The sequence below is a fragment of the Alcaligenes sp. PF14 genome (assembly GCF_037150615.1).
GTDB lineage: Bacteria > Pseudomonadota > Gammaproteobacteria > Burkholderiales > Burkholderiaceae_B > Alcaligenes > Alcaligenes phenolicus.
The window spans coordinates 393064-417013 of record NZ_JBAGRS010000005.1 but is presented as its reverse complement, the minus strand read 5'-3'; the positions used below and the strand labels follow the sequence as shown (position 1 = coordinate 417013).

The 23950-nt window shown below is 57.6% G+C and carries 16 protein-coding genes; 9 read left to right on the top strand and 7 right to left on the bottom strand.

Going from position 1 to position 23950, the window contains the following annotated elements:
- Positions 1-35 precede the first annotated feature (35 nt).
- Positions 36-422, top strand: a complete 387-nt coding sequence (gene cutA / locus WFM49_RS13360; RefSeq protein WP_009459966.1) for a divalent-cation tolerance protein CutA — start codon at positions 36-38, stop codon at positions 420-422.
- Positions 423-459: 37 nt separating this feature from the next.
- Positions 460-2385, top strand: a complete 1926-nt coding sequence (dsbD, locus tag WFM49_RS13355) for a protein-disulfide reductase DsbD (RefSeq protein ID WP_336973701.1) — start codon at positions 460-462, stop codon at positions 2383-2385.
- Between the two features lie 118 nt (positions 2386-2503).
- Here the strand turns inward: dsbD and hemB are convergent, their stop codons facing one another.
- Together hemB and yihA are read right to left on the bottom strand one after the other, a co-directional pair.
- Complete coding sequence (gene hemB / locus WFM49_RS13350; RefSeq protein ID WP_035269608.1) at positions 2504-3523, bottom strand: porphobilinogen synthase; 1020 nt, start codon at positions 3521-3523, stop codon at positions 2504-2506.
- Positions 3520-4143 carry a ribosome biogenesis GTP-binding protein YihA/YsxC gene (gene yihA, locus WFM49_RS13345; protein WP_009459957.1) on the bottom strand — a complete coding sequence of 208 codons (624 nt, stop codon included), beginning with the start codon at positions 4141-4143 and terminating at the stop codon, positions 3520-3522. Before yihA ends, hemB begins: the two co-directional genes overlap by 4 nt.
- A gap of 157 nt (positions 4144-4300) precedes the next feature.
- Here yihA and WFM49_RS13340 point away from each other — a divergent pair, with 157 nt between their 5' ends.
- From WFM49_RS13340 to ccsB, 3 genes are all read left to right on the top strand, one after another.
- Positions 4301-5005 (top strand): c-type cytochrome, encoded by a 705-nt coding sequence (locus WFM49_RS13340; RefSeq protein WP_031232587.1) that lies wholly within the window; start codon positions 4301-4303, stop codon positions 5003-5005.
- Between the two features lie 226 nt (positions 5006-5231).
- Positions 5232-7274: a cytochrome c biogenesis protein ResB gene (locus WFM49_RS13335; protein ID WP_336973697.1), complete on the top strand. Its 2043-nt coding sequence runs from the start codon at positions 5232-5234 to the stop codon at positions 7272-7274.
- Between the two features lie 15 nt (positions 7275-7289).
- On the top strand, positions 7290-8648 hold the full coding sequence (gene ccsB, locus WFM49_RS13330; protein ID WP_009459951.1) for a c-type cytochrome biogenesis protein CcsB: 1359 nt from the start codon (positions 7290-7292) through the stop codon (positions 8646-8648).
- A gap of 642 nt (positions 8649-9290) precedes the next feature.
- Here ccsB and WFM49_RS13325 read toward each other — a convergent pair.
- The 4 genes from WFM49_RS13325 to WFM49_RS13310 all read right to left on the bottom strand — a co-directional run bounded on the left by WFM49_RS13325 (position 9291) and on the right by WFM49_RS13310 (position 16391).
- Positions 9291-12203 carry an EAL domain-containing protein gene (locus tag WFM49_RS13325; RefSeq protein ID WP_254500177.1) on the bottom strand — a complete coding sequence of 971 codons (2913 nt, stop codon included), beginning with the start codon at positions 12201-12203 and terminating at the stop codon, positions 9291-9293.
- A gap of 199 nt (positions 12204-12402) precedes the next feature.
- A complete protein-coding gene (gene lysA, locus WFM49_RS13320; protein ID WP_254500178.1) occupies positions 12403-13671 on the bottom strand; it encodes a diaminopimelate decarboxylase in 1269 nt (422 codons plus the stop codon).
- Positions 13672-13712: 41 nt separating this feature from the next.
- Positions 13713-13847 (bottom strand): LPS translocon maturation chaperone LptM, encoded by a 135-nt coding sequence (gene lptM, locus WFM49_RS13315; RefSeq protein ID WP_080655585.1) that lies wholly within the window; start codon positions 13845-13847, stop codon positions 13713-13715.
- A 96-nt stretch (positions 13848-13943) separates the two neighbouring features.
- Entirely contained in the window at positions 13944-16391 is a 2448-nt protein-coding gene (locus WFM49_RS13310) for a penicillin-binding protein 1A (protein WP_250756307.1), read from the bottom strand.
- A gap of 119 nt (positions 16392-16510) precedes the next feature.
- Between WFM49_RS13310 and WFM49_RS13305 the strand changes: the two genes are divergently transcribed.
- The 3 genes from WFM49_RS13305 to WFM49_RS13295 are packed head-to-tail and all read left to right on the top strand — an operon-like array spanning position 16511 to position 19335.
- Positions 16511-17116: a shikimate kinase gene (locus WFM49_RS13305; protein ID WP_009461975.1), complete on the top strand. Its 606-nt coding sequence runs from the start codon at positions 16511-16513 to the stop codon at positions 17114-17116.
- On the top strand, positions 17117-18205 hold the full coding sequence (aroB, locus tag WFM49_RS13300; protein ID WP_022983678.1) for a 3-dehydroquinate synthase: 1089 nt from the start codon (positions 17117-17119) through the stop codon (positions 18203-18205).
- Between the two features lie 5 nt (positions 18206-18210).
- Positions 18211-19335, top strand: coding sequence for a deoxyguanosinetriphosphate triphosphohydrolase (locus WFM49_RS13295; RefSeq protein WP_009461973.1), 1125 nt, complete (start codon positions 18211-18213; stop codon positions 19333-19335).
- A 148-nt stretch (positions 19336-19483) separates the two neighbouring features.
- On the opposite strand, the gene uvrA is transcribed toward WFM49_RS13295, so the two are convergent.
- Positions 19484-22447, bottom strand: a complete 2964-nt coding sequence (gene uvrA / locus WFM49_RS13290) for an excinuclease ABC subunit UvrA (protein WP_336973729.1) — start codon at positions 22445-22447, stop codon at positions 19484-19486.
- Positions 22448-22558: 111 nt separating this feature from the next.
- Here uvrA and WFM49_RS13285 point away from each other — a divergent pair, with 111 nt between their 5' ends.
- A complete protein-coding gene (locus WFM49_RS13285) occupies positions 22559-23770 on the top strand; it encodes an MFS transporter (protein WP_022983677.1) in 1212 nt (403 codons plus the stop codon).
- The last annotated feature ends 180 nt before the right edge of the window (positions 23771-23950 follow it).

The following is a 23950-nucleotide window of genomic DNA, read 5'->3' as shown; positions in this document are numbered from 1 at the left end:
CGGCGCTACACTAAGGGCTTGATTAGGAGCCCTGCATGTCCTCTGAGAATTCCTCCAGTTCCAAACCCAAACTGGCCTTGACCTTGCCCGATCTGGATGCACAGCAATTGGTGCTGGTGCAGACGACGGTGCCCGATATGATGCTGGCCAAGTACCTGGCTCATCACCTGGTTGAAGATGGAATTGCCGCTTGTGCGAACCTTGCGCCCGCCAGTTTGTCTATGTACATGTGGCAAGGGGAGTTACAGGGTGATGAGGAAATCACGCTGACTTTCAAAACCACAGTGGCCCGGCTACCGGAACTGGCAGATCGCTTGCGAGAGCAGCATCCTTACGAACTGCCTGAATTGATTGTGCTTCCGGTTGTTGGTGGTTTCACCGCTTATCTGGATTGGGTCCGCACCCAGACGCGTCCAGCGTGATCTCAGATAGCCCAGCCTAAAAAACCGGAATAGATTTGTGCCTTTGTCTTTGAAGCGTTCTCCGTTTTCTGCCCAGCGTCTTGGCGCGTGGTTTGCTGTTTTCTTTGTCCTGATGCTGGCCTGGCTGGCAACGCCATTGACGGCGCAGGCAGAAGAAGAGTTTCTGGACCCGGAACAGGCTTTTGTACTGACCGCGGCCATGAGCCAGCCCGATCAGCTGGATATCCATTTCCAGATTGCGCCTGAATACTATATGTATCGCAAGCGCTTCGGGATATCGACCGAGAAGGCCGAGCATTTGGGTACTCCCCAGCTTCCCGATGGCGAAAAGGTGTACGACCCTACCTTTGACGAAGTCATGGAGGTCTACCGCAACTCGGTCACTCTGCGAGTGCCTGTTCTGGCCGATAGCGGTACGGGCCAGGATCTGAAAATTGATGTAGTCAGCCAGGGTTGTGCCGATGCTGGCTTGTGCTATTCCCCCTCTACGCAAACCTTGACCCTGATCCCCACCGGACAGGGCTGGGAAGTGGCAGGCCCCTTTGGTGTGGTGTCGGTGCCTGCGCCGGGTGAAGGCTCGGATCAGAAAGCAGACACCGCAGCCACGACGTCTACGGCTACATCTGCCAGCACAGGTGGTGTCGCGTCGGCCTTGAGCCTGAGTGATGTGGGCTTGGCGGATTACCTCAAGCAAGCAGGTTGGGGGCAGATTGTGCTGCTGAGCTTTGTGTTCGGCTTGCTGCTGTCCTTTACACCCTGCGTCTTGCCGATGGTGCCGATTCTGCTGTCCATCATTGCGGGCCGTAGTCAGCCTGCGCCATCGCGCTGGCATGGTTTGAAAATGGCTTTTGCCTTTGTGTTGGGCTTGTCTCTGGTCTACACCTTGCTGGGTGTGGCGGCAGGTTTGCTGGGCGCAGGCTTGGCAAGCTGGTTGCAGAATCCGTGGGTCTTGGGCTTGTTTGCCCTGATCCTGGTGGTGCTGGCCTTGTCCATGCTGGATGTATTTACGGTGCAGGCCCCGGCAGCGCTGCAAAATCGCCTGAATGAAACCATGAACCGTTTGCCGGGCGGGCAGATGGGTGGTGTGTTCCTGATGGGCATGCTGTCTGCGCTGATCGTCGGCCCTTGCGTAGCAGCGCCTTTGGCGGGTGTGCTGCTGTTTATCTCGCAGACGGGTGATGTGGTTCTGGGCGGCTCGGCTCTGTTCGCCTTGGCCTGGGGGTCGGGCGTGTTGCTGCTGATTGTGGGCGCGGGTTCTGGCAGTGTGTTGCCCAAGGCCGGTGCCTGGATGGAAAGTGTCAAAACCGCCTTTGGTGTTTTGCTGTTGGCTACGGCCTGGTGGATGGTCTCGCCCTTGATGTCCGGCACGATCGCGGTCTTTGGCTGGGTCGTTTTGGCTTTGTGGGCCGCGGCCTTGCTGGGTGCGTTTGGGCGCGGTACGGCAGCGCGCACACCTTGGTCGGGTTTGCGCCAGGGCGTAGGCATGATGTTGGCGGTCTGGGCCATCATGATGATGATCAGTATTGCCCTGGGTCGTCCTAGCGTGATTCGTCCACTGGAAGGGCTGAAATCGTCCGGTACGGTGGCAGCCGCTCAAAGCAAAGTGGAGTTTCAGCGCGTACTCACCTTGCAGGAGCTGGAAGGACGGCTGGCCAAGACCACCCGTCCCGTCATGCTGGATTTCTACGCAGACTGGTGTGTGTCCTGCATTGAAATGGAGAATTTCACGTTCAGTGATCCTGCGGTTGCACAGCGTATGGCACAGTTTGATTTGCTGCAGGTGGATGTGACAGCCAACACTCCCGAGGACAGGGAGTTGCTGAAACATTTCCGCCTGTTTGGCCCTCCCGGCATCATGTTTTTCGATTCCAAGGGCAAACAGCTGGAACAATTGCGCGTGATCGGTTTTCAGGATGCCAGTCGCTTTTCCAAGGTGCTGGATGAGGTTCTGGCCGGTGCCTGAAGTTCCTGATTTGCCCCGAATAGGGCTTATCAGGGCTTAACAGACGACAGATCGTCGCGTACACACAACAAAAAACGCAGCTCACAGGCTGCGTTTTTTGCGTTCTGATTGATGTGAATCAGCAGTTCTGTTCGCGCATCAGCTTGGCGGCTTCGATGGCGAAATAGGTCAGAATGCCGTCGCCACCAGCACGCTTGAATGCCAGCAGAGACTCCATCATGACCTTGTCGTGGTCCAGCCAGCCGTTCTGGGCGGCGGCCTTGATCATCGCGTACTCGCCGCTGACTTGGTAGGCGTAGGTTGGCATGCCAAAGGCGTCTTTTACGTCGCGCAGGATGTCCAGGTAAGGCAGGCCAGGTTTGACCATGACCATATCGGCACCTTCGCGGATATCGGCGGCCACTTCGCGCAGGGCTTCGTTACGGTTGGCGGGGTCCATCTGGTAGGTGTTCTTGTTGGAGCGGCCCAGATTGGCAGCCGAGCCCACCGCGTCGCGGAAGGGGCCGTAGAAGGCGCTGGCGTACTTGGCCGAGTAAGCCATGATGCGGGTGTGGATGAACTGGTCCTTGTCCAAAGCGGCGCGGATGGAGCCGATGCGGCCGTCCATCATGTCGCTGGGGGCCACAATGTCCACACCAGCCTGGGCTTGCGTCTGGGCCTGGCGGATTAGCATGGCGACCGTCTCTTCGTTCAGGATGTGACCGGCTTCGTCCAGAATGCCGTCCTGGCCATGGCTGGTGTAGGGGTCCAGAGCCACGTCAGTCAGCACGCCCAGCTCGGGGAATTGCTGCTTGAGCATGCCCACAACGCGCGGAATCAGGCCGTTCGGGTTGGCGGCTTCGCTGCCATCCGGCGTTTTGAGGGACGGGTCGATGGACGGGAACAGGGACAACACGGGGATGCCCAGCTCCAGACACTGTTCGGCCACGCGCATCAGTTCATCAGGCGAATAGCGCATAACGCCGGGCATGGAGCCCACTTGCTCCTGAACTTTCTCGCCTTCACGCACAAAGACCGGGTAGATCAGGTCGTCTGTGGACAGGCGGTTTTCACGCACCAGACGGCGGGAAAACTCGTCGCGGCGGTTACGGCGCAGGCGAGTGTTTGGAAAGTCGGCAGGAGGAATAAAACGAGTCATGGAACAACCTTCGGAGAAATCCAGTTTTCGATGCATTCGGTCGCTTCGGGCAAGCCGATACGATCAGTGGAGGAGAAGGGCAGCGCATGCAGGGCGCCAATTTCCCGGAGTTGGCGGCGCACTTCGGCCACCGCCTTGATGCGTTGACCATACGGCAGTTTGTCGGCCTTGGTCAAAAGAGCCAGTACGGGCTTGCCGGTAGGTGCAATCCAGTCGGCCAGACGCATATCCAGGTCGGTCACGCCGCGTCGGATGTCGATTAGCAACACAATGCCGGCAATCGAGGGGCGGGAGACCAGGTACTCGCCCAGAATTTCGGCCCAGTCCTGCTTTTCGTGGCGCGCCACGGCGGCGTAGCCGTAGCCGGGCAAGTCCACCAGGTGGCCCAGAAAGTCGCCCGGCGAGAGCGGGTCGGGGATGCCGAACATATTGATCAGGCGTGTTCGTCCCGGCGTTTTACTGGAAAAAGCCAGTTTCCGTTGGTTGGCCAACACATTGATGGCGGAGGATTTGCCCGCATTGGAGCGCCCCACAAAACAGACCTCTGGCGGTCCGGGAGGAGGCAGCTGATCGATCTGAGCAGCTGAAATCGTGAAGTGAGCGCGGTGCAGTATCGACATGGTTGCAGCGTAATTCCATATTGGTTCAGCGCCTATTGTATAATCTCTCGATTTGAAACAGTAATGTCGTAGTCCACTGGGTACTGACCAGCGGCTTACGGTGGCTTTTGCGGGGCGCATGCGGCACCCCGATTGATTCGCGATTATCGAGGTCCAAATGAAGCGTGCGCTTTCCCGAGTCGTTATCGCAAGCAGCCTGACGATGGCTTGCTCTGTGGTTTTTACCGCTAACGTGGCCAATGCAGCTGGTCTGCCCAAGCCAGATGCCGCCAAAGGCGAGCAGCTCTACCTGCAAGGTGAGATGTCGCGTGGCGTGCTGGCCTGTGTGACCTGTCACGGGGATGGCGGCAACAGTATTATTCCGGTCAACCCGTCGCTGGCTCACCAGCCGTACGAGTACCTGGTCAAGCAGCTGCACGATTTCCGTGCCAAGGACGAGAAGTCTGTGCCTTCCCGTCGCGGCCCTGAAGGCGCCAACAGCCTGATGACCGCCATTGCTGCTGGCATGACCGAAGAAGACATGCAAAACGTGGCTTTCTTCCTGTCCCAACAGCCCGTGAACTGGGATCAGGCAGCTAACGCTACCAAAGAAGACACCATGGAACGTGGCCAGAAGATCTGGCGCGGCGGTTTGCCCGAGCGCGGTGTTGCGGCCTGTGCCGCTTGCCACTCGCCTGATGGCGCTGGTATGCCCGGTCAGTTCCCCCGTCTGGCTGGCCAGCACCCTGGCTACATTGCCGAACAGCTCAAATTGTTCCGCAGCGGCGACCGTGCCAATGGCCCGATGATGCATGACATCGCGGATCGCATGTCGGACGCCGACATTGCAGCCGTGTCAGATTTCGCAGCTGGCCTGCGTTAATCAGTCCAAGGGGGCCATTGGCCCCCTGACTGTCTGAAGCCTGACATTCGCTTTTTGGCCCCAGCTTCCTGATAGTCATGGCAGTTTGGGAGCCTTAACAACGGGCAGTGCCGATTTGGGCCGGGTCTCGTGTTGGTGTTTTGTCCAGCGATCGAACTTTGTGTGCGTTCTGCGTTCAAAGTCTGGATGTTTCCGGTGAAACCCCCCACCTCCTAAGCTAGCCTTTGTGAAAAAAGTATCCCCCGTACGTCGCTTTGCGGCCGATTTCCTGGAATTGCTCGGTTCGATGCGCTTTGCCATCAGCTTGCTGATGTTCATTTGCGTAGCTAGTCTGATCGGCACTGTTCTGGCGCAAAATCAGCCCGCCAATACGTATATCGATCAATTCGGGCCGTACTGGTTTGAATTTTTCGACCATTTTTCGATCTGGTCCATCTACAACAGTGGCTGGTTCATGGTCATCATGACGTTTCTGGTGGTCTCGACCACGCTGTGCGTCATTCGTAATGCCCCCAAGATGATCCGTGAAATGCGCACGTTCAAAGAGCATGTGCGCGGCGGCAGTCTGAAAGCCTTTCCCCACCGTATTGAACTGGAAAGCGCCGGTGCTCCCGAACATAATCGCGAGCAGGTGCAAGGCTGGTTGCAGTCCCAGGGTTACGCCGTGCGCGTGCGTCAGGATGACGACGGCAGCATGATGATGGCAGCCAAGAAGGGCAGCGCCAACAAGCTGGGTTACATTTTTGCCCACTTGGCGATTGTGGTGATCTGTGTGGGCGGCCTGCTCGACAGCGAATTGCCCGTGCGCCTGCAGGTGTGGCTGGGTGGTAAACAGCCCATTACTGAAAACATGCTGATTTCCCAGGTGCCCGAGTCGGGTCGACTGGGCTTGGGCAATCCCAGCTTCCGCGCCAATATGCTGGTGCCAGAGGGAGCCCGTACGGCTACTGCCGTGGTCAATTCCGGTGAAGGCGTCCTGATTCAGCCTCTGCCTTTTGCCCTGGAACTCAAGCGTTTCCTGGTGGAGTACTACTCAACCGGCATGCCCAGCAGCTTCAAGAGTGAAGTGGAAGTTACCGATCCCGTCACGGGCGATACGTTCGAGCGCACCATCGAGGTGAACGAGCCGCTGCGCTACAAGGGGGTCACGGTTTACCAGTCCGGTTTTGACGATGGCGGCAGTATCCTCAGCCTGAAGGGCTATCCCTTGGTAGGCCCTGGTTCCAAGACCTTTGCGCTAAATGGCAAAGTGGGCGAAACCGTAGGCATTGCGGCCCAGGAAAGCCCCAACGAACACGCTTTGACGGTTCAGTTGACCGAGCTGCGCCCCATCAACGTGGAAAACCTGAGTGAGGGTGATCCTCAGCCCAAGGCCATGATTGAGCACGTGGCCGCTGTTACTGGTAGCGCTGCCAACAAGAAAGATCAGCATCTGAAGAACGTCGGCCCCAGCGTGAACTATCGCTTGATCGACGATCAGGGCCAGTCCCGCGAGTTTGTGAACTACATGCTGCCGGTGGAGCTGGATGGCACCCTGGTGTTTCTGGCCGGTATGCGCTTTTCGCCCGCCGAGCCGTTCCGCTATGTGCGTTTCCCGGCTGACGACAAGGGTTCCTTGAAAGAATTCATGGATTTGCGTGCGGCCACGCAGAACGAGGCCCTGGTGACCCAGGCGGCCGAGCGCTTTGCCGAGCGTAACTCTTCGTCGCCCGAGCAAAAAGAGTTGATGCTCTCCGCGTCCAGAACTGCTTTGCAGACGTTTGTGCGTGCCGGTTTTGATGGCTTGATCAGCCGTGTCCCCGAGGCCGAGCGCGAGCGTATTCTGGGTTTTGCAATTCCCATGATTCAGTTCACACTGTCGGAATTGCGTGACTTGATCAGGCAGCAACAAGGTTTGCCGGAGTTGGATTACAGTCAGGAAAATAGCGATGCCAATCGCTGGATTCAGTCTGCTGTACTGGCGTTTGCCAACCTGCCTGATTACCCGGCACCGGTTATGTTGACCTTGGACAGCTTTGAGCAAGTTCAAGCCAGCGTATTCCAGGTGGCGCGCAGCCCAGGCATGTACATTGTGTATTTGGGTTGCTTGTTTCTGATTATTGGCGTGTTCTCGATGTTCTATATCCGGGATCGCCGTGTGTGGGTCTGGATTCGCCCTCACAACCAAGGCAGCAGTGTCATGGCTGCCATGACATCTCAACGTCGCAACTTGGACTTTAACCTCGAGTTTGATCGCCTTAAAGCGGCGTTCAACCGGCTATCTGTCTGACAAGGTGTAGCTACTATGGCGCAGACCCTTTCTTCGGCCACTCCCTCGATGTGGCAAGACAATATCGCTTCCAGTGGTGACCGGCGCGGTATCCGTGGCCGTCCGGACTGGACGGATGTGCTGTTTCTGGTGGCACTGGCTTTGGGTGCGGCGTATGCGCTCAATGTGTACAGCACCAGCATGGATTACTACGAAAAGATCATTCTGGTGGCTTTCGTGCCGTTTGTGGCCTGGCTGGGGTGGTTGTGGCGTCCGCTGCGCACGCTGCTGGTGTTGTCTGGTTTGACGGCTTTGCTGGCGGTCTGGCTGTACAGCACGGGTGATGGTTTGGGCACCGGCGATATTGAAAAGGCCGATTCGGTTTTTCTGCTGAAGTATTTGTTCTCTTCCCAGTCCGCCATTTTGTGGATGTGCGCGCTGTTCATTCTGGCTACGGTGATGTACTGGGCTGGTTTTTTCAGCAATACGGCGGCCTGGATGGGGTCGGGGCTGACCTGGGCGGCGATCTATGCCGGGATGACAGGTTTGCTGGTACGCTGGCGCGAAGGTCACTTGTTGGGTCCGGACATCGGTCATATTCCGGTCAGCAATTTGTATGAAGTGTTTGTGCTGCTGGCGCTGATTACGGCCTTGTTCTACATGTATTACGAGCGTCGTTACAACACGCGAGCCTTGGGTGGCTTTGTGCTGTTGGCGATCAGTTCGCTGGTTATTTTCCTGCTGTGGTATTCCTTCACGCGTGATGCGCATCAGATTCAGCCTTTGGTGCCTGCGCTGAAAAGCTGGTGGATGAAGTTGCACGTGCCGGCCAACTTTATTGGTTACGGTACGTTCTCGTTGGCGGCCATGGTGGGTTTTGCGTATCTGGTTAAGGAAAATGGCGAGACGCGTTCGCGTGCCAAGCTGATTCCGGTGTTTTTGCTGGGTGCGATTCTGTGTGCCGAGCCCATGATTTTTGGTTCGCGCGAGTTGTCGCCTACCTGGATGCTGTATTTCGGTATCGGTAGTGTGATCGTGGGTACGATTCTGTATTTCCGTGGTCCGATTTCGCGCAAACTGCCTTCGCTGGAGGTGCTTGATGACATCATGTACCGGGCGATTGCGGTGGGTTTTGCCTTCTTTACGGTGGCAACGGTGTTGGGGGCCTTGTGGGCCGCTGATGCTTGGGGCACTTACTGGCAGTGGGACCCGAAAGAGACTTGGGCTTTGATTGTGTGGCTGAACTATGCGGCTTGGTTGCACTTGCGCTTGCTTAAAGGGCTGCGTGGCACGATGGCAGCGTATTGGGCGCTGGGTGGGCTGCTGATTACCAGCTTTGCGTTCCTGGGCGTGAATATGTTCTTGTCGGGGCTGCATTCCTACGGGGAGCTGTAAGGTTTCTGCTGTTCTGGGGGGCTTGTGTTTGGGCTTCGGAATGGCGGTTGTAGAATTGGGAAACCCGAGTTTGGCTGAGTGCCGGACTCGGGTTTTTTTGTGGCTGTTTATTTGTTCTTTTAGGGGCGGGTGCCTGGTAGGGGCTTGAATGGTGCTTTGTGGGGTGACATAAGCGCTGGGAGACGCCGCTGGTGTGCGGGTCGGGGTGTCGGGGCTTGAGCGCTTGCCGGTGCTGCGCACCGGTGCCCTTGGCAGAAGATCGCGTAGGGCGCATCCTGAACTCGCACGATGGTTTGTCCCCCGGACAAACCATAAGCGTCGTGCTCAAACAGCAGGATGCTTGAACCCCTACGCGATCTTCTGCCCGCGGCAAGCACTCTGAATCGCCCCGGCACCCCGACCCGCACACCAGCGGCTCACAGTGTTTATTTATGAGCCATCCCTATCTGTGTATCCAGAGCTGGGTTCAATACAGGCTTATTCACCTGCAGGGTTGCCAAAGAAATAGCCTCTGTTGCTTTAATCATGTCTGAGCTTGTGTTGCACGCTGCGGCTGATTCGAAGTGGGGCTTGGAGCTGGATTCGCCTATTTCTTATTGTTGAGCAGTCAGGCCCTCTGTGGGCCTTGGGTAGCTATTTGAGTTACATGGCGGGCGGGAACTTGTCCTGGGATTCGATCAGGAACTGTCTGGCGGCGGCGTCGTGGACCAAGTCGGTCATGGCTTGGGCTTTGAGCAGGTCTGCAGGGGTGCAGGCTTTGGAGATGATGAAGCCTTGTACGTAGTCTACGCCCAGTTCTTGCAGGGCTTTCAGGGTGGGGACGTCTTCGACCCATTCGGCGATGCTGATCATGCCCAGGTTGTTGGCCAGTTCAACAATGGTTCGGACAATGGCGACGTTGGTTTCTTTTTTCAGCATGTCGCAAATCAGGGCACCGTCAATCTTGATGGCATCGGCGGGCAGTTCGCGCAGGTAGGAGAAGGAGGTGTACCCTGCTCCAAAGTCATCCAGTGCGATGCGCACGCCCATTTTCTGCAGGCGACGCATGAAATTACGTGTGTGCTCCAGGTCGTCCAGCGCGACGCCTTCGGTGATTTCTACACACAGTCGGCGGGCCAGGTGTTCGAATCGGGCCAGGATGTCGAAGAGCCATTTGATGAAGGTGTCGTCGTTCAGGGACACGCCGCTCAGGTTGATGGTGACCCATTGGGTCTTGCTCAACTGGGCTTCGTGTTTGGACATCCATTCCAGGGTGGCGGAGAACACCCATTTATCGATGATGGTGATGGTGCCGCTTTCTTCTGCTGCTGCGATGATGCGGCCGGTAGGGATGAGCTGGCCAGAGGAGTCGCGCACGCGCAGCAAGGCCTCGAAGTTCAGGCTGTCCATGGGGCGACGCAAGGCAGCGATAGGCTGCATTTCCAGGTATAGCGCGCGAGAAGAGCCACCTTCCAGCTCTTCAAATAAACGTAGTTCTTCGGCGTGTTCTTGCAGGACGTTGGAGTCCTGCCCGTAGATAATCATGTCCTGATGCAGGCGGCGGGCGTCGCGGGCAGCTCGGCTGGCGGCGGAGATGGCTTCTTGCGGAGCCATGCCGGGGGCGACTTCGACCAGCCCCAGTGTGCTGCGCAGGTTGAAACTGCGGTTGCCAGCCAGCAAGGGGCTTTTGTTCAGCGATTCCAGCACGCTATTGGCCAGAGTGCGAGCCTGGTCGGGTTCGCAGTCTTCAAAGATGATGACAAATTCGTCGTTGCCGATGCGGCCAATCTTGTCTTTGCTGCGCAGGACGGATTCCAGTTGCTCGCAGACTTTCAGCAGCAGGGCATCACCCGAGGAATGGCCGAAGGTGCCGTTCACATATTTGATGTGGTTCAGGTCCAAGTAGGCCAGCAGGCAGGGTTTGTCGTCCTGGCTGCGGCTGAGCAGGCCGTCCAGTGCTTTTTCGATACCGCGCTGGTTCAGGACATTGGTAACCGGATCGTTGTCGGCCATCAGGCGCAGTTGGCGGTAGGTCTCGGCACGGGCGGTGATGTCTTGCAGAGATCCTTCAATGCACTGATTGACGATGGCCACACGCAAGGCAAATTGGCAGGGCTGGGCATCGGCGTCGTAGTAGGTAATGGTCACGTCCTGACCATTTTGTGTGTTTTGGGCGACAGCTTTCCAGTCTTGTTCGGGAAAGAAATTGGTCCAGTGTATGGTGCTTTCGTTCGGGTCTGCGTCTATGTTGAGCATGCGCGCCAGAATGGGACTGATGCGCAGAAAGACGCCGGATTCGTTCAGGGTGAACATGCCGACGGGAGTCAGCAGGTAGTGGGCCATGAGTTCGTTACGGGCGCGCAGGGATTCGCTGCGGTCTTCTCGCAAGCGTTCACCTACGGCCAGGGCCACCATCAGATTGGAGAGCAGGAAGGCGATGACACCGTTGAAGTTCTCTACAAAGCTGGAGCGACCAAAGGTCACCAGAAAGATGGCTGAAATCAGCATGCACAGGGCCATGCTGAGCAGCACCAGCTGCCAGAGCAAGATGCGCGAGCGGGTGTGCAGGAGGATGGACAGCAGCACGGCAGACACGCAGCACAGCGCGTAGATGGTGCTGACCCACATGACGGGCTGGAACACGGACGCCGGGGCCAGCAGGGACACGGGTAACAGGATCAGGCCCAGTATGCCCACCGTAGGCAGCAAGCGTTGCAGGCGGGCGGTGGTAATCGAGTTGCCCAGCAATACCGTAAACAGGGAATAGCTTAGGATGAAGTAGCAGGCGATGGTCACCTGACGCAGCACCGGCATGTACTGCGAGGGCAGAATCTGGCCTAGCCACTGGGTATCCCAGCCCATGGCCATCGAACCCAGGCGCAGGTTGCCAATCAACCAGACTGACAGCAGCAGGTAGATCCAGGCGCGGTTGGTGGCGGCCAGCACCAGCATGAACATGGCCATGGTCAGCAAGCCGCCTTCCAGCAGCCCTATGCCACGGCTAAGACGGATCGAGGAGTTGGTGACGTCAGCGCTGGCCCAGAGCTGAGCTTGCAGGAGGGTGGGGCGGGAGGTCTCGACACGGCACAGCACGGTGTCGGGGTGGTTCGCCTGGCCTAATTCCAGGGTGTAGCTTTTTACCGGGGCGGGTGACAGCGGGGTAGGCGGGTCCAGCTCACTGTTACGCAGGGCTTGGCCGCTGCGGGCGTCTTGGCAGTGCAGCGAAGAAATCGGGGAGGCCGGAAAGTGCAGGACCTGGTCCTGCTGGGGGAAGGGGGCGGGCAGGGTCAGCAGCAGCCAATGGGGCTCGCTCAGGTGCAATCGTTGCCGGGTCGGGGCATTTTCCAATTGTGTCAGTAACTCTGGATCCGCATGCTCTTGCTGGCTGGCCAGCGCCTGAATGCCCAAACTTTGACCGGGAACGGTAGGGTAGCGATTCGGCAGGAACAGTAATGCCCATAAAGTGAGCATGATCAGAAACAAAGGGATGACGTAAAGACTCAAGCCGCGAATCAGGCGCTCGCTGGCCGAAGTAACAGGCTCAAAGCCGTGTGTCGGTATCCCTGGGGTGGTCATGATGGTGGTACAGCCTCCAGCGCTTACCATCGAACTGTCTGGCCACTGACAGCGAAATCTGTGCGTTCCTGGCTAGGACAGTACGCAACAGGCCGGGACTGCGATGCCTGCTGATGGCAGCGCAGTCCCGGCCTGTTTTACGGTCAGATTCGAGAGTTCTTTAAGGCTGAATGGTTGTTACCTGCATTCTTGCCCGCCTTTAAGGGAGCAATCGTTCGGTGGCAAACAAACTTTCCAGGCTTTCGCGGGGGCGGATCACATGAACCTGATCGCCGTCGACCAGAATTTCAGCCGCACGGGGGCGGGTGTTGTACTGGCTGGCCATGGTAAAGGCATAGGCACCGGCGGACATGATGGCGATCAAGTCGTCCTGTTCCAGCGCCAGTTGACGGTCACGTGCCAGCCAGTCACCGCTTTCGCAGATAGGGCCAACCAGATCGTAGCGGGGGGTCTCCTCGGTCACTGGACGAGGCTCTACCGCTTCCACACTGTGCCAGGCATCGTACAGGGTGGGGCGAATCAAGTCGTTCATCGCGGCATCAATGATGGCGAAGTTTTTGGTCTCGCCATGCTTGAGGTATTCCACGCGGCTTAGCAGCACACCGGCATTGCCCACCATGGAGCGGCCGGGTTCCAGCACGATTTCCAGATGGCCCAGGCCATTCTTGTCCAGAGCGGCGAATACTTCGGTCAGCAGCTGGGTTGGGGTCACCAGGGTTTCGTCGGTGTAGCGAATGCCCAGACCGCCGCCCAAATCCAGGTGAGTCAGGTTCACTCCTTGCTCTTTCAGGGCCAGGATCAGCTTGATCAGCTTGTCCAGCGCATCCAGATAGGGGCTGACTTCGGTAATCTGCGAGCCGATATGACAGTCGACACCCACAATATTCAGGCTGGGCAGCTCTTGGGCGCGTGCATAGATGCGGGGAGCCTGATCAATAGGCACGCCGAACTTGTTGTCTTTCAGCCCGGTGGAAATGTAGGGATGGGTGCGAGCATCCACGTCCGGATTCACGCGCAAGGAAACAGGCGCTTTCACATTCATGCGTTCAGCAACCTGTGCAACGCGCTCCAGCTCGCCTTCGGATTCGACGTTGAAGCACTTCACGCCTGCTTTCAGGGCAGCTTCAATTTCCCAAACCTGTTTGCCGACACCGGAGAACACCACTTTGCCTGGATCGCCACCGGCGGCGATGACACGGGCCAGCTCACCGCCCGAAACAATGTCAAAGCCGGTACCCAGACGGGCGAATTCTTGCAGAATGGCCAGGTTGGAATTGGCCTTCATGCCATAGCACACCAACAACTTGCGGTCCTGGCCTGCCACTCGATAGGACTCCCATGCGTCGCGCAAGGCTTGGCGGGAATACACATACAGGGGGGTGCCGAATTCTTCAGCCAGCTTGTTCAGGGGAACTTGCTCGGCGTGCAGCGTGTTGTTCTGAAATTGGAAGTGAGGGGCAACGGTCATGGTGTCGTCAAATAACAGAGGTTAAGCGAGCAGGGCGGAAATCAGCGCGGCGCTGTTTGGGCGTCCGCTGCTTCCTGCGCAGGAGGGTGGTACAAGGGGCCTTTGTAGCCGCAAGCGCTAAGAAAAACGCTAAGTGCCAGCAAGGCCAGCAGGCGGGAGGAACGTAGTTTGTTCATAAGGTGTTGAGCTAGTGCGGACAATGCAGAGCATTATGCCATTGTGAGGGACAAAGCATAAAAAACGCCGGCTAGGCCGGCGTTTGGGTACTGGATTTAGAAGGGGACGAAGGGCTGGGCTTGCGTGCCCGAAGAACCGGAGTCAGAGTCCAGTTGTCGCAGCAGGTCGCCAATACCATCGCTTTGATCGCTACCGCCTTGTTGCAGGGCACCGTCACCTGGAGCGGGCAGACCAACACGGGCAATCGCTTGTCCGGGTGGGAATTCGTCAAAGTAGAAGTCCCCGTTGATGCGCGACAGGCCGGAAGGCATGGGGCCTGGAGGCACGATAGGCTTGTCTTTCAGCGCGGCGCGCATGTAGTTGATCCAGATAGGCATGGAAGCGCCACCGCCGGTTTCACCCGAACCCAGGCTGCGTGGCTTGTCAAAGCCCATCCAGGCAATACCGACCAGATCTGGCGTGTAACCGGCAAACCAGGCGTCCTGGGAATCGTTGGTGGTCCCTGTCTTGCCACCAATGTCCGTACGCTTCAATTCGCGCGAGGAGCGGGCACCAGTACCGGAAGTTGCCACACCGCGCAGCAAATCGTTCATGACGTAAGCCGTACGGGGGTCGATGGCACGGGCAGCCGCATCACCGGCCACAATGGGCTTGGCACGCATGATGACTTTGTTGGTGCTGTCGGTTACGTAATCGATCAGGTAGGGCTCGGTGCGGTAACCGCCATTGGCAAAGACCGAGTAGGCACCGGCCATTTGCAGGGGCGTTACGCTACCGGCGCCCAGAGCCAGTGGCAGCACGGCGGGCTGACGGGCTTTGTCGAAACCAAAGCGGGTCACGTATTCCTGCACGTACTTGGGACCGACGGCCTGCATGATACGGATGGACACCATGTTTTTGGATTTATACAAGCCTTGGCGCATGGTCAGCATGGGCTCGTAGGTGCGACCGTAGTTCTTGGGTGTCCAGGGCTTGGAGCCGGTCTGGGCAGCCGTCAGAACAAAAGGTTCGTCCGAAATCTGCGTGGCTGGAGTCAGACCACGCTCCAGCGAGGAGGCGTAGATGAAGGGCTTGAAGGCCGAGCCGGGTTGACGCCAGGCTTGCGTGACGCGGTTGAACTTCCCGTCCGAGAAGTGGAAACCGCCCACCATGGCCTGGATAGCGCCGTCTTGCGGGCGTACCGACACAAAAGCCGCTTGCACCGCAGGCATATTGATCACTTCCCAGTAATCGCCATTGCGGAACAGATAGACCACGGAACCGCGCTGAATGCGCACGTCTGCCTTGGCGTTTTTCACCAGGCCACGAGCGACAATCTTCAGGGCGCGCTTGTCGTTGACATCAATAATTTGCTGGGCGGTACGGGCCACGCGAATCTGGTTGGGGCTGGCATCGAGCACCACACCGGTCAGCAAGTCGCCTGTGTCGGGGTACTTGTCCTGCAAGTCATCCAGAATGGAGTCCAGCTGGGCGTGATCGTTTTCAATACCGGCAGGCAGATCCACCTGGCCTTGCGGGCCGGTGTAAGGAGCACGACGGGTGTAATCCAGAATACCGTTGCGTACGGCCAGGTAAGCCGCTTCCTGGTCGGTGGACTTGATCGTGGTGTAGATATTGAAGCCGCGCGAGTACACATTGTCCTGGTAGACGCCGTACAGCAGTTGGCGAGCCAGTTCAGCTGCGTATTCACCGTGGATGGCGTAGCCACCTGCAGGCGTACCCAGAGCCGATTTCACGACGATTTCCTGTGCCATCGCGTCCTGGTATTCCTGCTCAGTGATGTAGCCCAGGGTACGCATGCGGCCCAGCACATAGGCTTGGCGAGTTTTGGCACGCTCGAAGTTGGCAATGGGGTTGAAGCGCGAGGGGGCTTTGGGAATACCGGCCAGCATGGCGGCTTCTGCTGTGGTGATTTCGCCCAGTTGCTTGCCTAGATATGTTCGTGAGGCTGCGGCAAAACCATAAGCACGATGTCCCAGATAGATCTGGTTCATGTACAGATCCAGGATCTGGTCTTTGGTCAGCGTGGCTTCAATCTTGAAGGTCAGCAGCAGTTCGTAGAACTTGCGGGTATAGGTCTTTTCCGATGACAGGTAGAAGTTACGCGCTACCTGCATGGTGATTGTGCTGGCCCCCTGGGTCTTGGACATATGGGTCATGTTGGCCAAGGCAGCGCGGCCAACACCCATCCAGTCAATACCGCCGTGTTGGTAGAAGCGATCGTCCTCGGCCGCCAGAATGGCCGATTTCATGACATCGGGAATTTCGTCAAAACGCAACACATTGCGGCGTTCTTCACCAAATTCGCCGATCAATACCTTATCCGCCGTGTAAATGCGCAGCGGCACTCGGGGGCGGTAGTCGATCATGGCGCTAAGGTCAGGCAGGTTTGGCCAGGCCAAAGCCAGCGCAAGCGACCCGAGCAGGACGGCACACAGACCAAGCCCCACAAAAAAGACCGAGGTCTTGATGATGAGGCGGGCAAGCCAGGAACCGGAGCTTTGCTCGGGTTTAGAATTGGGGGAGCGGGAAGAGGAACTCATTAGGGCTGATTTTAAAGTCCAAACGCAGCAGGACTGGGCCTCAAACCAAGTATCAATGTAACAAAATAATACTAAGCAAGCGGACTGTGCTTAGGGAAGGCTAATGGGATAATACACAAATGAACCACTCTTTACCCGCTGAGCTGATGCCTGTAGAACATCCTGATCCCTTAACAGACGCCGAGCTGCTCCATTTACAACAGACTGGCCCACGCCCCATTATTTTGGTAGGCATGATGGGAGCCGGTAAAACGACCATTGGTCGCCAATTGGCGCGGGAACTCAAGCGCGAGTTTATGGACCTGGACCACGAGCTGGAAGCCCGTAGCGGTGTGCGAGTGGCCACTATCTTTGAGTTCGAAGGCGAGCAAGGGTTCCGCAAACGCGAATCTGCGGTGCTCGATATTTGTTCGCGCCAGACCGGTATTGTGCTGGCAACGGGGGGCGGGGCCATTTTGTCCGAGGCCAATCGCCAGATCATCAAAGATCGCGGTATCGTAGTGTACTTGTGTGCCACTGTAGACGAGCTGTACCGTCGCGTGGCCCGAGACCGTAACCGGCCGCTGTTGCAAACAGCGGACCCACGCGCCCGCATCCAGGAACTGTTGCAAGCGCGCGAACCCCTCTATGAAGAAGTGGCGGATGTCCGCTTTGAAACTGGCTCGGCGCCAGTTCATCATGCGGTGCGCCACTTATTGTCCCTGTTGAAAGAACGAGGTTGCTAAATGTCTGTAGTGCATGTTGACGCCCAGGGTGGCGCTTATCCCATCCATATCGCCGCCGGGCGTCTGGCGCATCTTGCAGACACGGTGCCAGCCGATACGTCTGCCATTGCAATCGTCACCAATCCTACGGTGGCCGCCCTGTACCTGGCACCTGCAAAGGAAGCCCTGGCTGCAACCGGCAAGCCTGTTCATGTGATCGAGCTGCCCGATGGCGAAGCCTACAAGAACTGGGAATCCCTGAACCTGATTTTTGACGCGCTGCTGGGCGGTCACCTGGATCGCAAGGCCCTGATTGTGGCCTTGGGCGGTGGCGTTATCGGCGATATGGCCGGTTTTGCTGCGGCCTGCTTCATGCGGGGTGTGCGCTTTGTGCAAGTGCCGACGACCTTGCTGGCGCAGGTGGACTCCTCGGTGGGCGGCAAGACGGCGATCAACCACCCGCTGGGCAAGAATATGGTGGGCGCGTTCTACCAGCCTATCGCTGTAGAGGTGGATACGGACGTACTCAAGACTTTGCCTGCTCGTGAGATCTCCGCCGGTCTGGCGGAGGTTATCAAATACGGCATGATTTACGACCTGGACTTCTTCAACTGGTGTGAAGAGCAGATTGCGCCCATGCGTACGCTGGAACAAGAACAAATCGTCTATGCGATTCGTCGCTCCTGCGAGGTCAAGGCTGAAGTCGTTTCTCAGGACGAACGCGAATCTGGTCTGCGCGCCATTTTGAACTTTGGTCACACTTTTGGCCACGCGATCGAGTCCGGCATGGGCTACGGCCAATGGCTGCATGGTGAAGCCGTGGGCTGCGGCATGATTATGGCTGCCGAGCTCTCCGCCCTGGTTTGCGGCTTGCCCGCTCAGGATGTGGCCCGTATCAAGGCCCTAGTGCAAGCCAGCGGATGTCCGATCACTCCACCACAATGGCCTGCGGACCGTTGGCTGGAATTGATGCAGGTGGACAAGAAAAATGAAGGTGGCCAGCTGCGTTTTGTGCTGCTGGATAAATTAGGCCATGCCAAGGTGCAGGCGGTCGCGCCTGATGTGGTACGCCAGGCATTGGCCCGCTTTACAACGGTGGAACAGGAGTAAAACCTATGCAAATGCTTGCCGCTTATGCCTGTCACCCTGAACAGTCCCGCGGTCGGCGTTATGCAGAGGCAGCGCCCCAAGGCCGTAACGCCTTTCAGCGGGACCGCGACCGGATCATTCACTGCAATGCCTTTCGCTTGTTGGAATACAAAACCCAGGTTTTCATTAACCACGAAGGTGATTTATTCCGAACACGATTGACGCATAGTCTGGAAGTGGCCCAGCTGGCGCGGGCCATTGCCCGCAATCTGGGTTTGCACGAAGACCTTATCGAAGCGATCTCCCTGGCCCATGATCTGGGCCACACTCCTTTTGGCCATGCAGGTCAGGACACCTTGAATAGCTGCATGCAAAGCCTGCGTCCCGAGGCCGGGGGCTTTGAGCACAATCTGCAAAGTCTGCGGGTGGTGGACGAGCTGGAAGAGCGCTATGCCGCCTTCAATGGCCTGAACCTGTGTTTTGAAACCCGCGAGGGGATTTTGAAGCATTGTTCGCTGAAGCACGCCCGTGAATTGGGCGAGGTCGGCCAGCGCTTTATTGATCGTACCCAACCGTCGCTGGAAGCTCAAATGGCCAATCTGGCCGATGAAATTGCTTACAACAATCACGATATTGATGACGGTTTGCGCTCCGGCCTGATCCGCTTGGAACAATTGCTGGAACTGCGCCTGTTCAACAGTCATTACGAGCATGTACAAGCCCAATATCCGGGCTTGAGCGGTCAACGTTTGGTGGCGGAGATTATCCGCGGCATGATCAACACGCTAGTGGTGGATTTAACGGAAACCACGCGCGCCAAGCTGGAAGAGCATCGCCCGGACAGCGTGGATGCGATTCGTCATTTGCCCCGTTTGGCCGGATTCTCGCCAGAGATGCGGGCGCAGGCTGATGAGCTCAAACGCTTCTTGCACGCGAATCTGTATCGCCACTACAAGGTGGTGCGCATGATGAGCAAGGCGCAGAATATTGTGCGTGAACTGTTCCACGCTTTTCTGGATGATCCTCGTTTGCTGGCGGCGGAGCATCGCCGTGAAGACCCGATTGCTCAGGCCCGTGCCATTGCTGATTACATCGCTGGCATGACGGACCGCCATGCCATTCGCGAGCACGACGCTATCTTCAAGATGTAGCTCTTGCAGCCTGTGGTGGAGTTACGCGACCTGCTATTGGCCAGTAGCCGTGTGCTGTTCAGGAGCTCTTCTTCATTGATAAAGCGCCAAAAAACCATGTTTTGGTGCTCGAGGCCTGAACAGCGTGGTCTTTTAAGAGAGACAGCCTTTAGCGCTGCAATAAAGGCTTCAGATAGCGCCCGGTATGGCTTTGCTCGCAAGCGGCAACAGTCTCCGGGGTGCCTTGCACCACAATCTGCCCACCGCCCTGGCCACCTTCCGGTCCCATGTCCACAATCCAGTCTGCCGTTTTGATCACATCCAGATTGTGCTCAATTACGACCACGCTATTGCCCGACTCAACCAGTTTGTCCAGCACTTCCAGCAAGACAGCAATGTCCTGGAAGTGCAGGCCGGTTGTGGGCTCGTCCAGCACATATAAGGTTTGACCGGTACTGCGCTTGGACAGCTCCAGTGACAATTTCACCCGCTGCGCCTCACCACCAGACAGGGTAGTCGCGCTTTGACCCAGGCGGATGTAGGACAAGCCCACATCAATCAAGGTAGTCAATTTACGCGCGACCGCTGGCACCGCATCAAAGTATTCCAGCGCCTGCTCAACCGTCAGGTCCAGCACTTCGCTGATATTGCGGCCTCGGTAGCGAATGTCCAGCGTTTCACGGTTGTAGCGACGGCCCTGGCAGACATCACAAGGCACATAGACGTCCGGCAGGAAGTGCATCTCTACCTTGACCACGCCATCGCCCTGGCAGGCCTCGCAGCGGCCGCCTTTAACGTTAAAGGAGAAGCGGCCTGGGTCGTAGCCACGCAAACGCGCCTCGGGCACGCTGGCGAACAGCTCACGAATGGCAGTGAACATGCCCGTGTAGGTAGCTGGATTACTGCGTGGGGTACGACCAATCGGGGTTTGATCGACGTTGATGATCTTGTCGAAATGCTCCAGGCCTTCCATACGATCGTAGGGCGCCGGTTCGGCATGGGCACGGTGCAGCAAATGCGAGAAGGCGGTTGCCAGCGTGTCGTTGATCAGCGTGGATTTGCCCGAACCGGACACGCCGGTAATGCAGACCAGTCGTCCAGCTGGAATCGCCAGATCAACAGACTTCAGGTTATTGCCGCTGGCACCATACAGACGCAGCCAGTTCAGGCTGTCATCAACAGGACGTCGTTTGGGCACGGCAATCTGACGCTTGCCAGACAGGTACTGACCGGTCAGAGAGTCGGGGTTCTGGGCCAGCTCTGCGGGCGAGCCTTGAGCGGTAATTTGGCCACCATGTTCACCTGCGCCGGGGCCCATGTCGATGACATAGTCGGCGGTGCGTATCATGTCCTCGTCGTGCTCGACCACGATCACGCTATTGCCCAGGTCCCGCAGGTGCTGCAGGGTCTGGATCAGTTTGTCGTTATCGCGTTGGTGCAGGCCAATGGAAGGCTCGTCCAGCACGTACATCACGCCGGTCAGACCGGAACCGATCTGGCTGGCCAGACGAATGCGCTGGGCCTCGCCACCGGAAATGGTGTCGGCGCTGCGGTCCAGAGACAGGTAGTTCAGACCCACATTGTTCAAAAACTCCAGCCGCAGGCGGATTTCACGCACGATGCGGTCGGCAATTTCTTTTTTCGCACCCGTCAGCGACAGGCGCTCGAACCAGGCCAGGCAGTCGGACAGGGCCAGGGCTTCGACTTCATAAATGGCCAGTCCTTTGGCTTGTCCTTGCGCTGCGGAGTGAGTCTGCGTGCACTGTGCGGCATTGTCAGACAGCTGGTCGACATTGAGGGTTGCGGAGTGGGCAGACGCGGTGCCTGCATGATGCTTGCACCCAGTATGGCTTGGAATCGGATCATCCCCGATACGGACGTGACGCGCCTCCAGACGCAGACGTGCGCCATGGCAGGCCGGGCAGGTCTGGGTGCGACGCAGCTTGTTCAGTTCCTCGCGCACGGCGCTGGAATCGGTTTCCGCCCAGCGACGCTGCAAATTCGGAATCACCCCTTCAAATGGGTGCGTTTTTACCGTGGTGCGGCCCTTCTCATTCAAATAGAGAAAGGGAATTTCCTCCGCGCCGGAGCCATACAGCACGGTGCGGCGCAGTTCTTCGGGTAGAGACTCGAAGGGAGCCTCTATATCAAAGTGATAATGAGCCGCCAGACTGGTCAGCAAGGTGTAGGTAAAGGCATTGCGTCGGTCCCAGCCCGCAATGGCACCGCCCGCCAGACTCAGTTCCGGGAAGGCCACCACGCGTTCAGGATCAAATACATCTACTTGCCCCAAGCCACTACAGTCCGGGCAGGCACCTGCCGGATTGTTGAAGCTGAACAGGCGTGGCTCCAGCTCGGGCAGGGAATAGTCACAGACCGGGCAGGCGTAGTGGCTGGAATAGGGCTGCTCCACTCCATTGTCCAGATTGACCACCAGACAACGGCCATTGCTGGTGGACAGGGCGGTTTCCAGGCTTTCTGCCAGACGTTGCTGGCTATCGGGCCGAATGCGCAGACGGTCTATGACCAGGTCCAGGTCGTGTGCCTGTTGGGCATTGAGTGCAGGCAGATCTTCAATGCTGGAGATCTCGCCATCGACGCGTACCCGTACAAAGCCTTGGGCTTGCAGGCCGCGCAGTTCAAGCTGCAGGTCACCAACCAGGCCACGGTGCATGGGTGCCAGCACAGCAATACGGGTTTCAGGTTCCCATTGCAGAATCTGGTCTACCATCTGGCTCACGCTATGAGCCTGCAAGGCCAAGTGGTGTTCCGGGCAGTAAGGGGTCCCGACCCGCGCGTACAATAGGCGCAAATAATCGTGGATCTCGGTAGTGGTCCCCACGGTGGAACGCGGGTTATGGCCTGCTGCCTTTTGCTCGATGGCAATGGCAGGCGACAAACCTTCGATCAAGTCCACATCTGGCTTGTCCATCAGTTGCAAGAACTGACGTGCATAAGCGGACAGGCTTTCCACATAGCGCCGCTGGCCTTCGGCATACAAGGTGTCGAAGGCTAGAGAGGATTTCCCAGAACCGGACAGCCCCGTCAGCACGACCAACTGGTGGCGTGGCAGGTCTACGGAGACATTTTTCAGGTTGTGGGTACGGGCACCACGAATGCGGATGGCTTCCATCGCTTTATTTAGGCTTGTCAAAAGGCAACTTGCTACTATAGCGCGTTGCGTCAGAATTTATGTGAACGGGTATCCGGGCTCTCTGCTAGCCCAGTTGTGACAGAGTATTAAATGAGTACACACCAAACCATGAATACGGCCGGATCGCGCCCAGCGCGCCTGAGTCTGACTCAGCAAGAGCGCAAGGCCAGCATCCTGCTTGCCCTGTTGTTTGCCTGTCGAATGCTGGGTCTGTTTTTGCTGACCCCGGTCTTTGCAGTGGCCGCGCACTCCTTGCCCGGCGGTAATGATGCCGCCCGTGTGGGTCTGGCATTGGGGGCCTATGGTCTGACGCAGGCTGTCTTGCAGATCCCCTTGGGGATGGCATCGGATCGCTTCGGACGCAGGCCGATTATCGTCATCGGCATGGCCTTGTTCGTGATCGGTGGGGTGATATCCGCGCTGGCTCAGAATATTGACTGGGTGACGGTAGGCCGCTGTATTCAAGGTCTGGGGGCAGTTTCAGCAGCCATTTCCGCCTGGGTTGCCGACTCCACCCGTCCCGAAGTGCGCACACGTGCCATGGCGATGGTGGGTGGCTCCATTGGGCTGTCTTTTGCTGTCTCGCTGGTGCTCTCGCCAGTGCTGGTGGGGCAATTTGGTTTGTCGGGACTGTTCTGGGCCATCAGTTTGCTGGGCTTTGTCTGCTTGTTGATTGCCGCTTTTGTCGTGCCCAGCGCGCCTAAAGCACCAGCCTCGATTGTGCAGGTTACCGCCGGACAGGTGTTGCGTCATTTGGACTTGCTGCGCCTGAACTTTGGCGTGTTCTGTCTGCACTTTATCCTGATGTCCCTGTTCATCGTCGTACCGGGCATTCTGGCGACCTTGGGTGGCTACGGTACTCAGGATTTGTGGAAGGTGTACCTGCCCGTTATTCTGGTTTCTTTTGTGCTGATGGTTCCTGCGGTGTTCTGGACAGAGACCCGCAAGCGTCACAAGCATGCGCTGGAACTGTCTGTGTTGCTGCTGATTGTGGTGCTGGCCGTGATGCCATGGGCGCGCGATTCGCTGGTTCCCATGGTGGCCGCGCTGACGTTTTTCTTCATCGGCTTTAATGTGCTGGAAGCCTTGCAGCCTTCCTTGGTGTCGCGTGTGGCGCCACCAGAATACAAAGGATTGGCGCTGGGTTTTTACAACACCTCCCAGTCCCTGGGCGTGTTTGCCGGCGGCCTGATCGGCGGCATCCTGGCAGGGCGAGGGCTCACCCAATGGGTCTTGTGGACCGGAGCTGCTCTGGCTTTGCTCTGGTTGCTGACAGCGCGTGGTTTCAAAGACAAATATTAAAAGGCATTGCCTGTTACGCTTGTGCAAAGACGTGGCAGGCAGCAACAAGTAAAGTGGCTGGATTGGCCGCAAGAATCAAGAGCTGGGCGGAACAGGTGACACCATCAGGTGCTTAGCCATATACGCCGTTCAAGGTGCCGTAACAGGATCGATGGCATGGATAAAACTGCCCTTCCCGGA

Excerpts from the sequence above, each read along its gene's own strand:
- cutA (WP_009459966.1), top strand. The coding sequence starts at position 36 with ATGTCCTCTGAGAATTCCTCCAGTTCCAAACCCAAACTGGCCTTGACC.
- lptM (WP_080655585.1), bottom strand. The coding sequence starts at position 13,847 with ATGAACAAACTACGTTCCTCCCGCCTGCTGGCCTTGCTGGCACTTAGC.
- WFM49_RS13285 (WP_022983677.1), top strand. The coding sequence starts at position 22,559 with ATGAGTACACACCAAACCATGAATACGGCCGGATCGCGCCCAGCGCGC.
- aroB (WP_022983678.1), top strand. The coding sequence starts at position 17,117 with ATGTCTGTAGTGCATGTTGACGCCCAGGGTGGCGCTTATCCCATCCAT.
- hemB (WP_035269608.1), bottom strand. The coding sequence starts at position 3,523 with ATGACTCGTTTTATTCCTCCTGCCGACTTTCCAAACACTCGCCTGCGC.
- uvrA (WP_336973729.1), bottom strand. The coding sequence starts at position 22,447 with ATGGAAGCCATCCGCATTCGTGGTGCCCGTACCCACAACCTGAAAAAT.
- lysA (WP_254500178.1), bottom strand. The coding sequence starts at position 13,671 with ATGACCGTTGCCCCTCACTTCCAATTTCAGAACAACACGCTGCACGCC.
- WFM49_RS13325 (WP_254500177.1), bottom strand. The coding sequence starts at position 12,203 with ATGACCACCCCAGGGATACCGACACACGGCTTTGAGCCTGTTACTTCG.
- ccsB (WP_009459951.1), top strand. The coding sequence starts at position 7,290 with ATGGCGCAGACCCTTTCTTCGGCCACTCCCTCGATGTGGCAAGACAAT.
- WFM49_RS13305 (WP_009461975.1), top strand. The coding sequence starts at position 16,511 with ATGAACCACTCTTTACCCGCTGAGCTGATGCCTGTAGAACATCCTGAT.
- WFM49_RS13295 (WP_009461973.1), top strand. The coding sequence starts at position 18,211 with ATGCAAATGCTTGCCGCTTATGCCTGTCACCCTGAACAGTCCCGCGGT.
- WFM49_RS13340 (WP_031232587.1), top strand. The coding sequence starts at position 4,301 with ATGAAGCGTGCGCTTTCCCGAGTCGTTATCGCAAGCAGCCTGACGATG.
- WFM49_RS13310 (WP_250756307.1), bottom strand. The coding sequence starts at position 16,391 with ATGAGTTCCTCTTCCCGCTCCCCCAATTCTAAACCCGAGCAAAGCTCC.
- yihA (WP_009459957.1), bottom strand. The coding sequence starts at position 4,143 with ATGTCGATACTGCACCGCGCTCACTTCACGATTTCAGCTGCTCAGATC.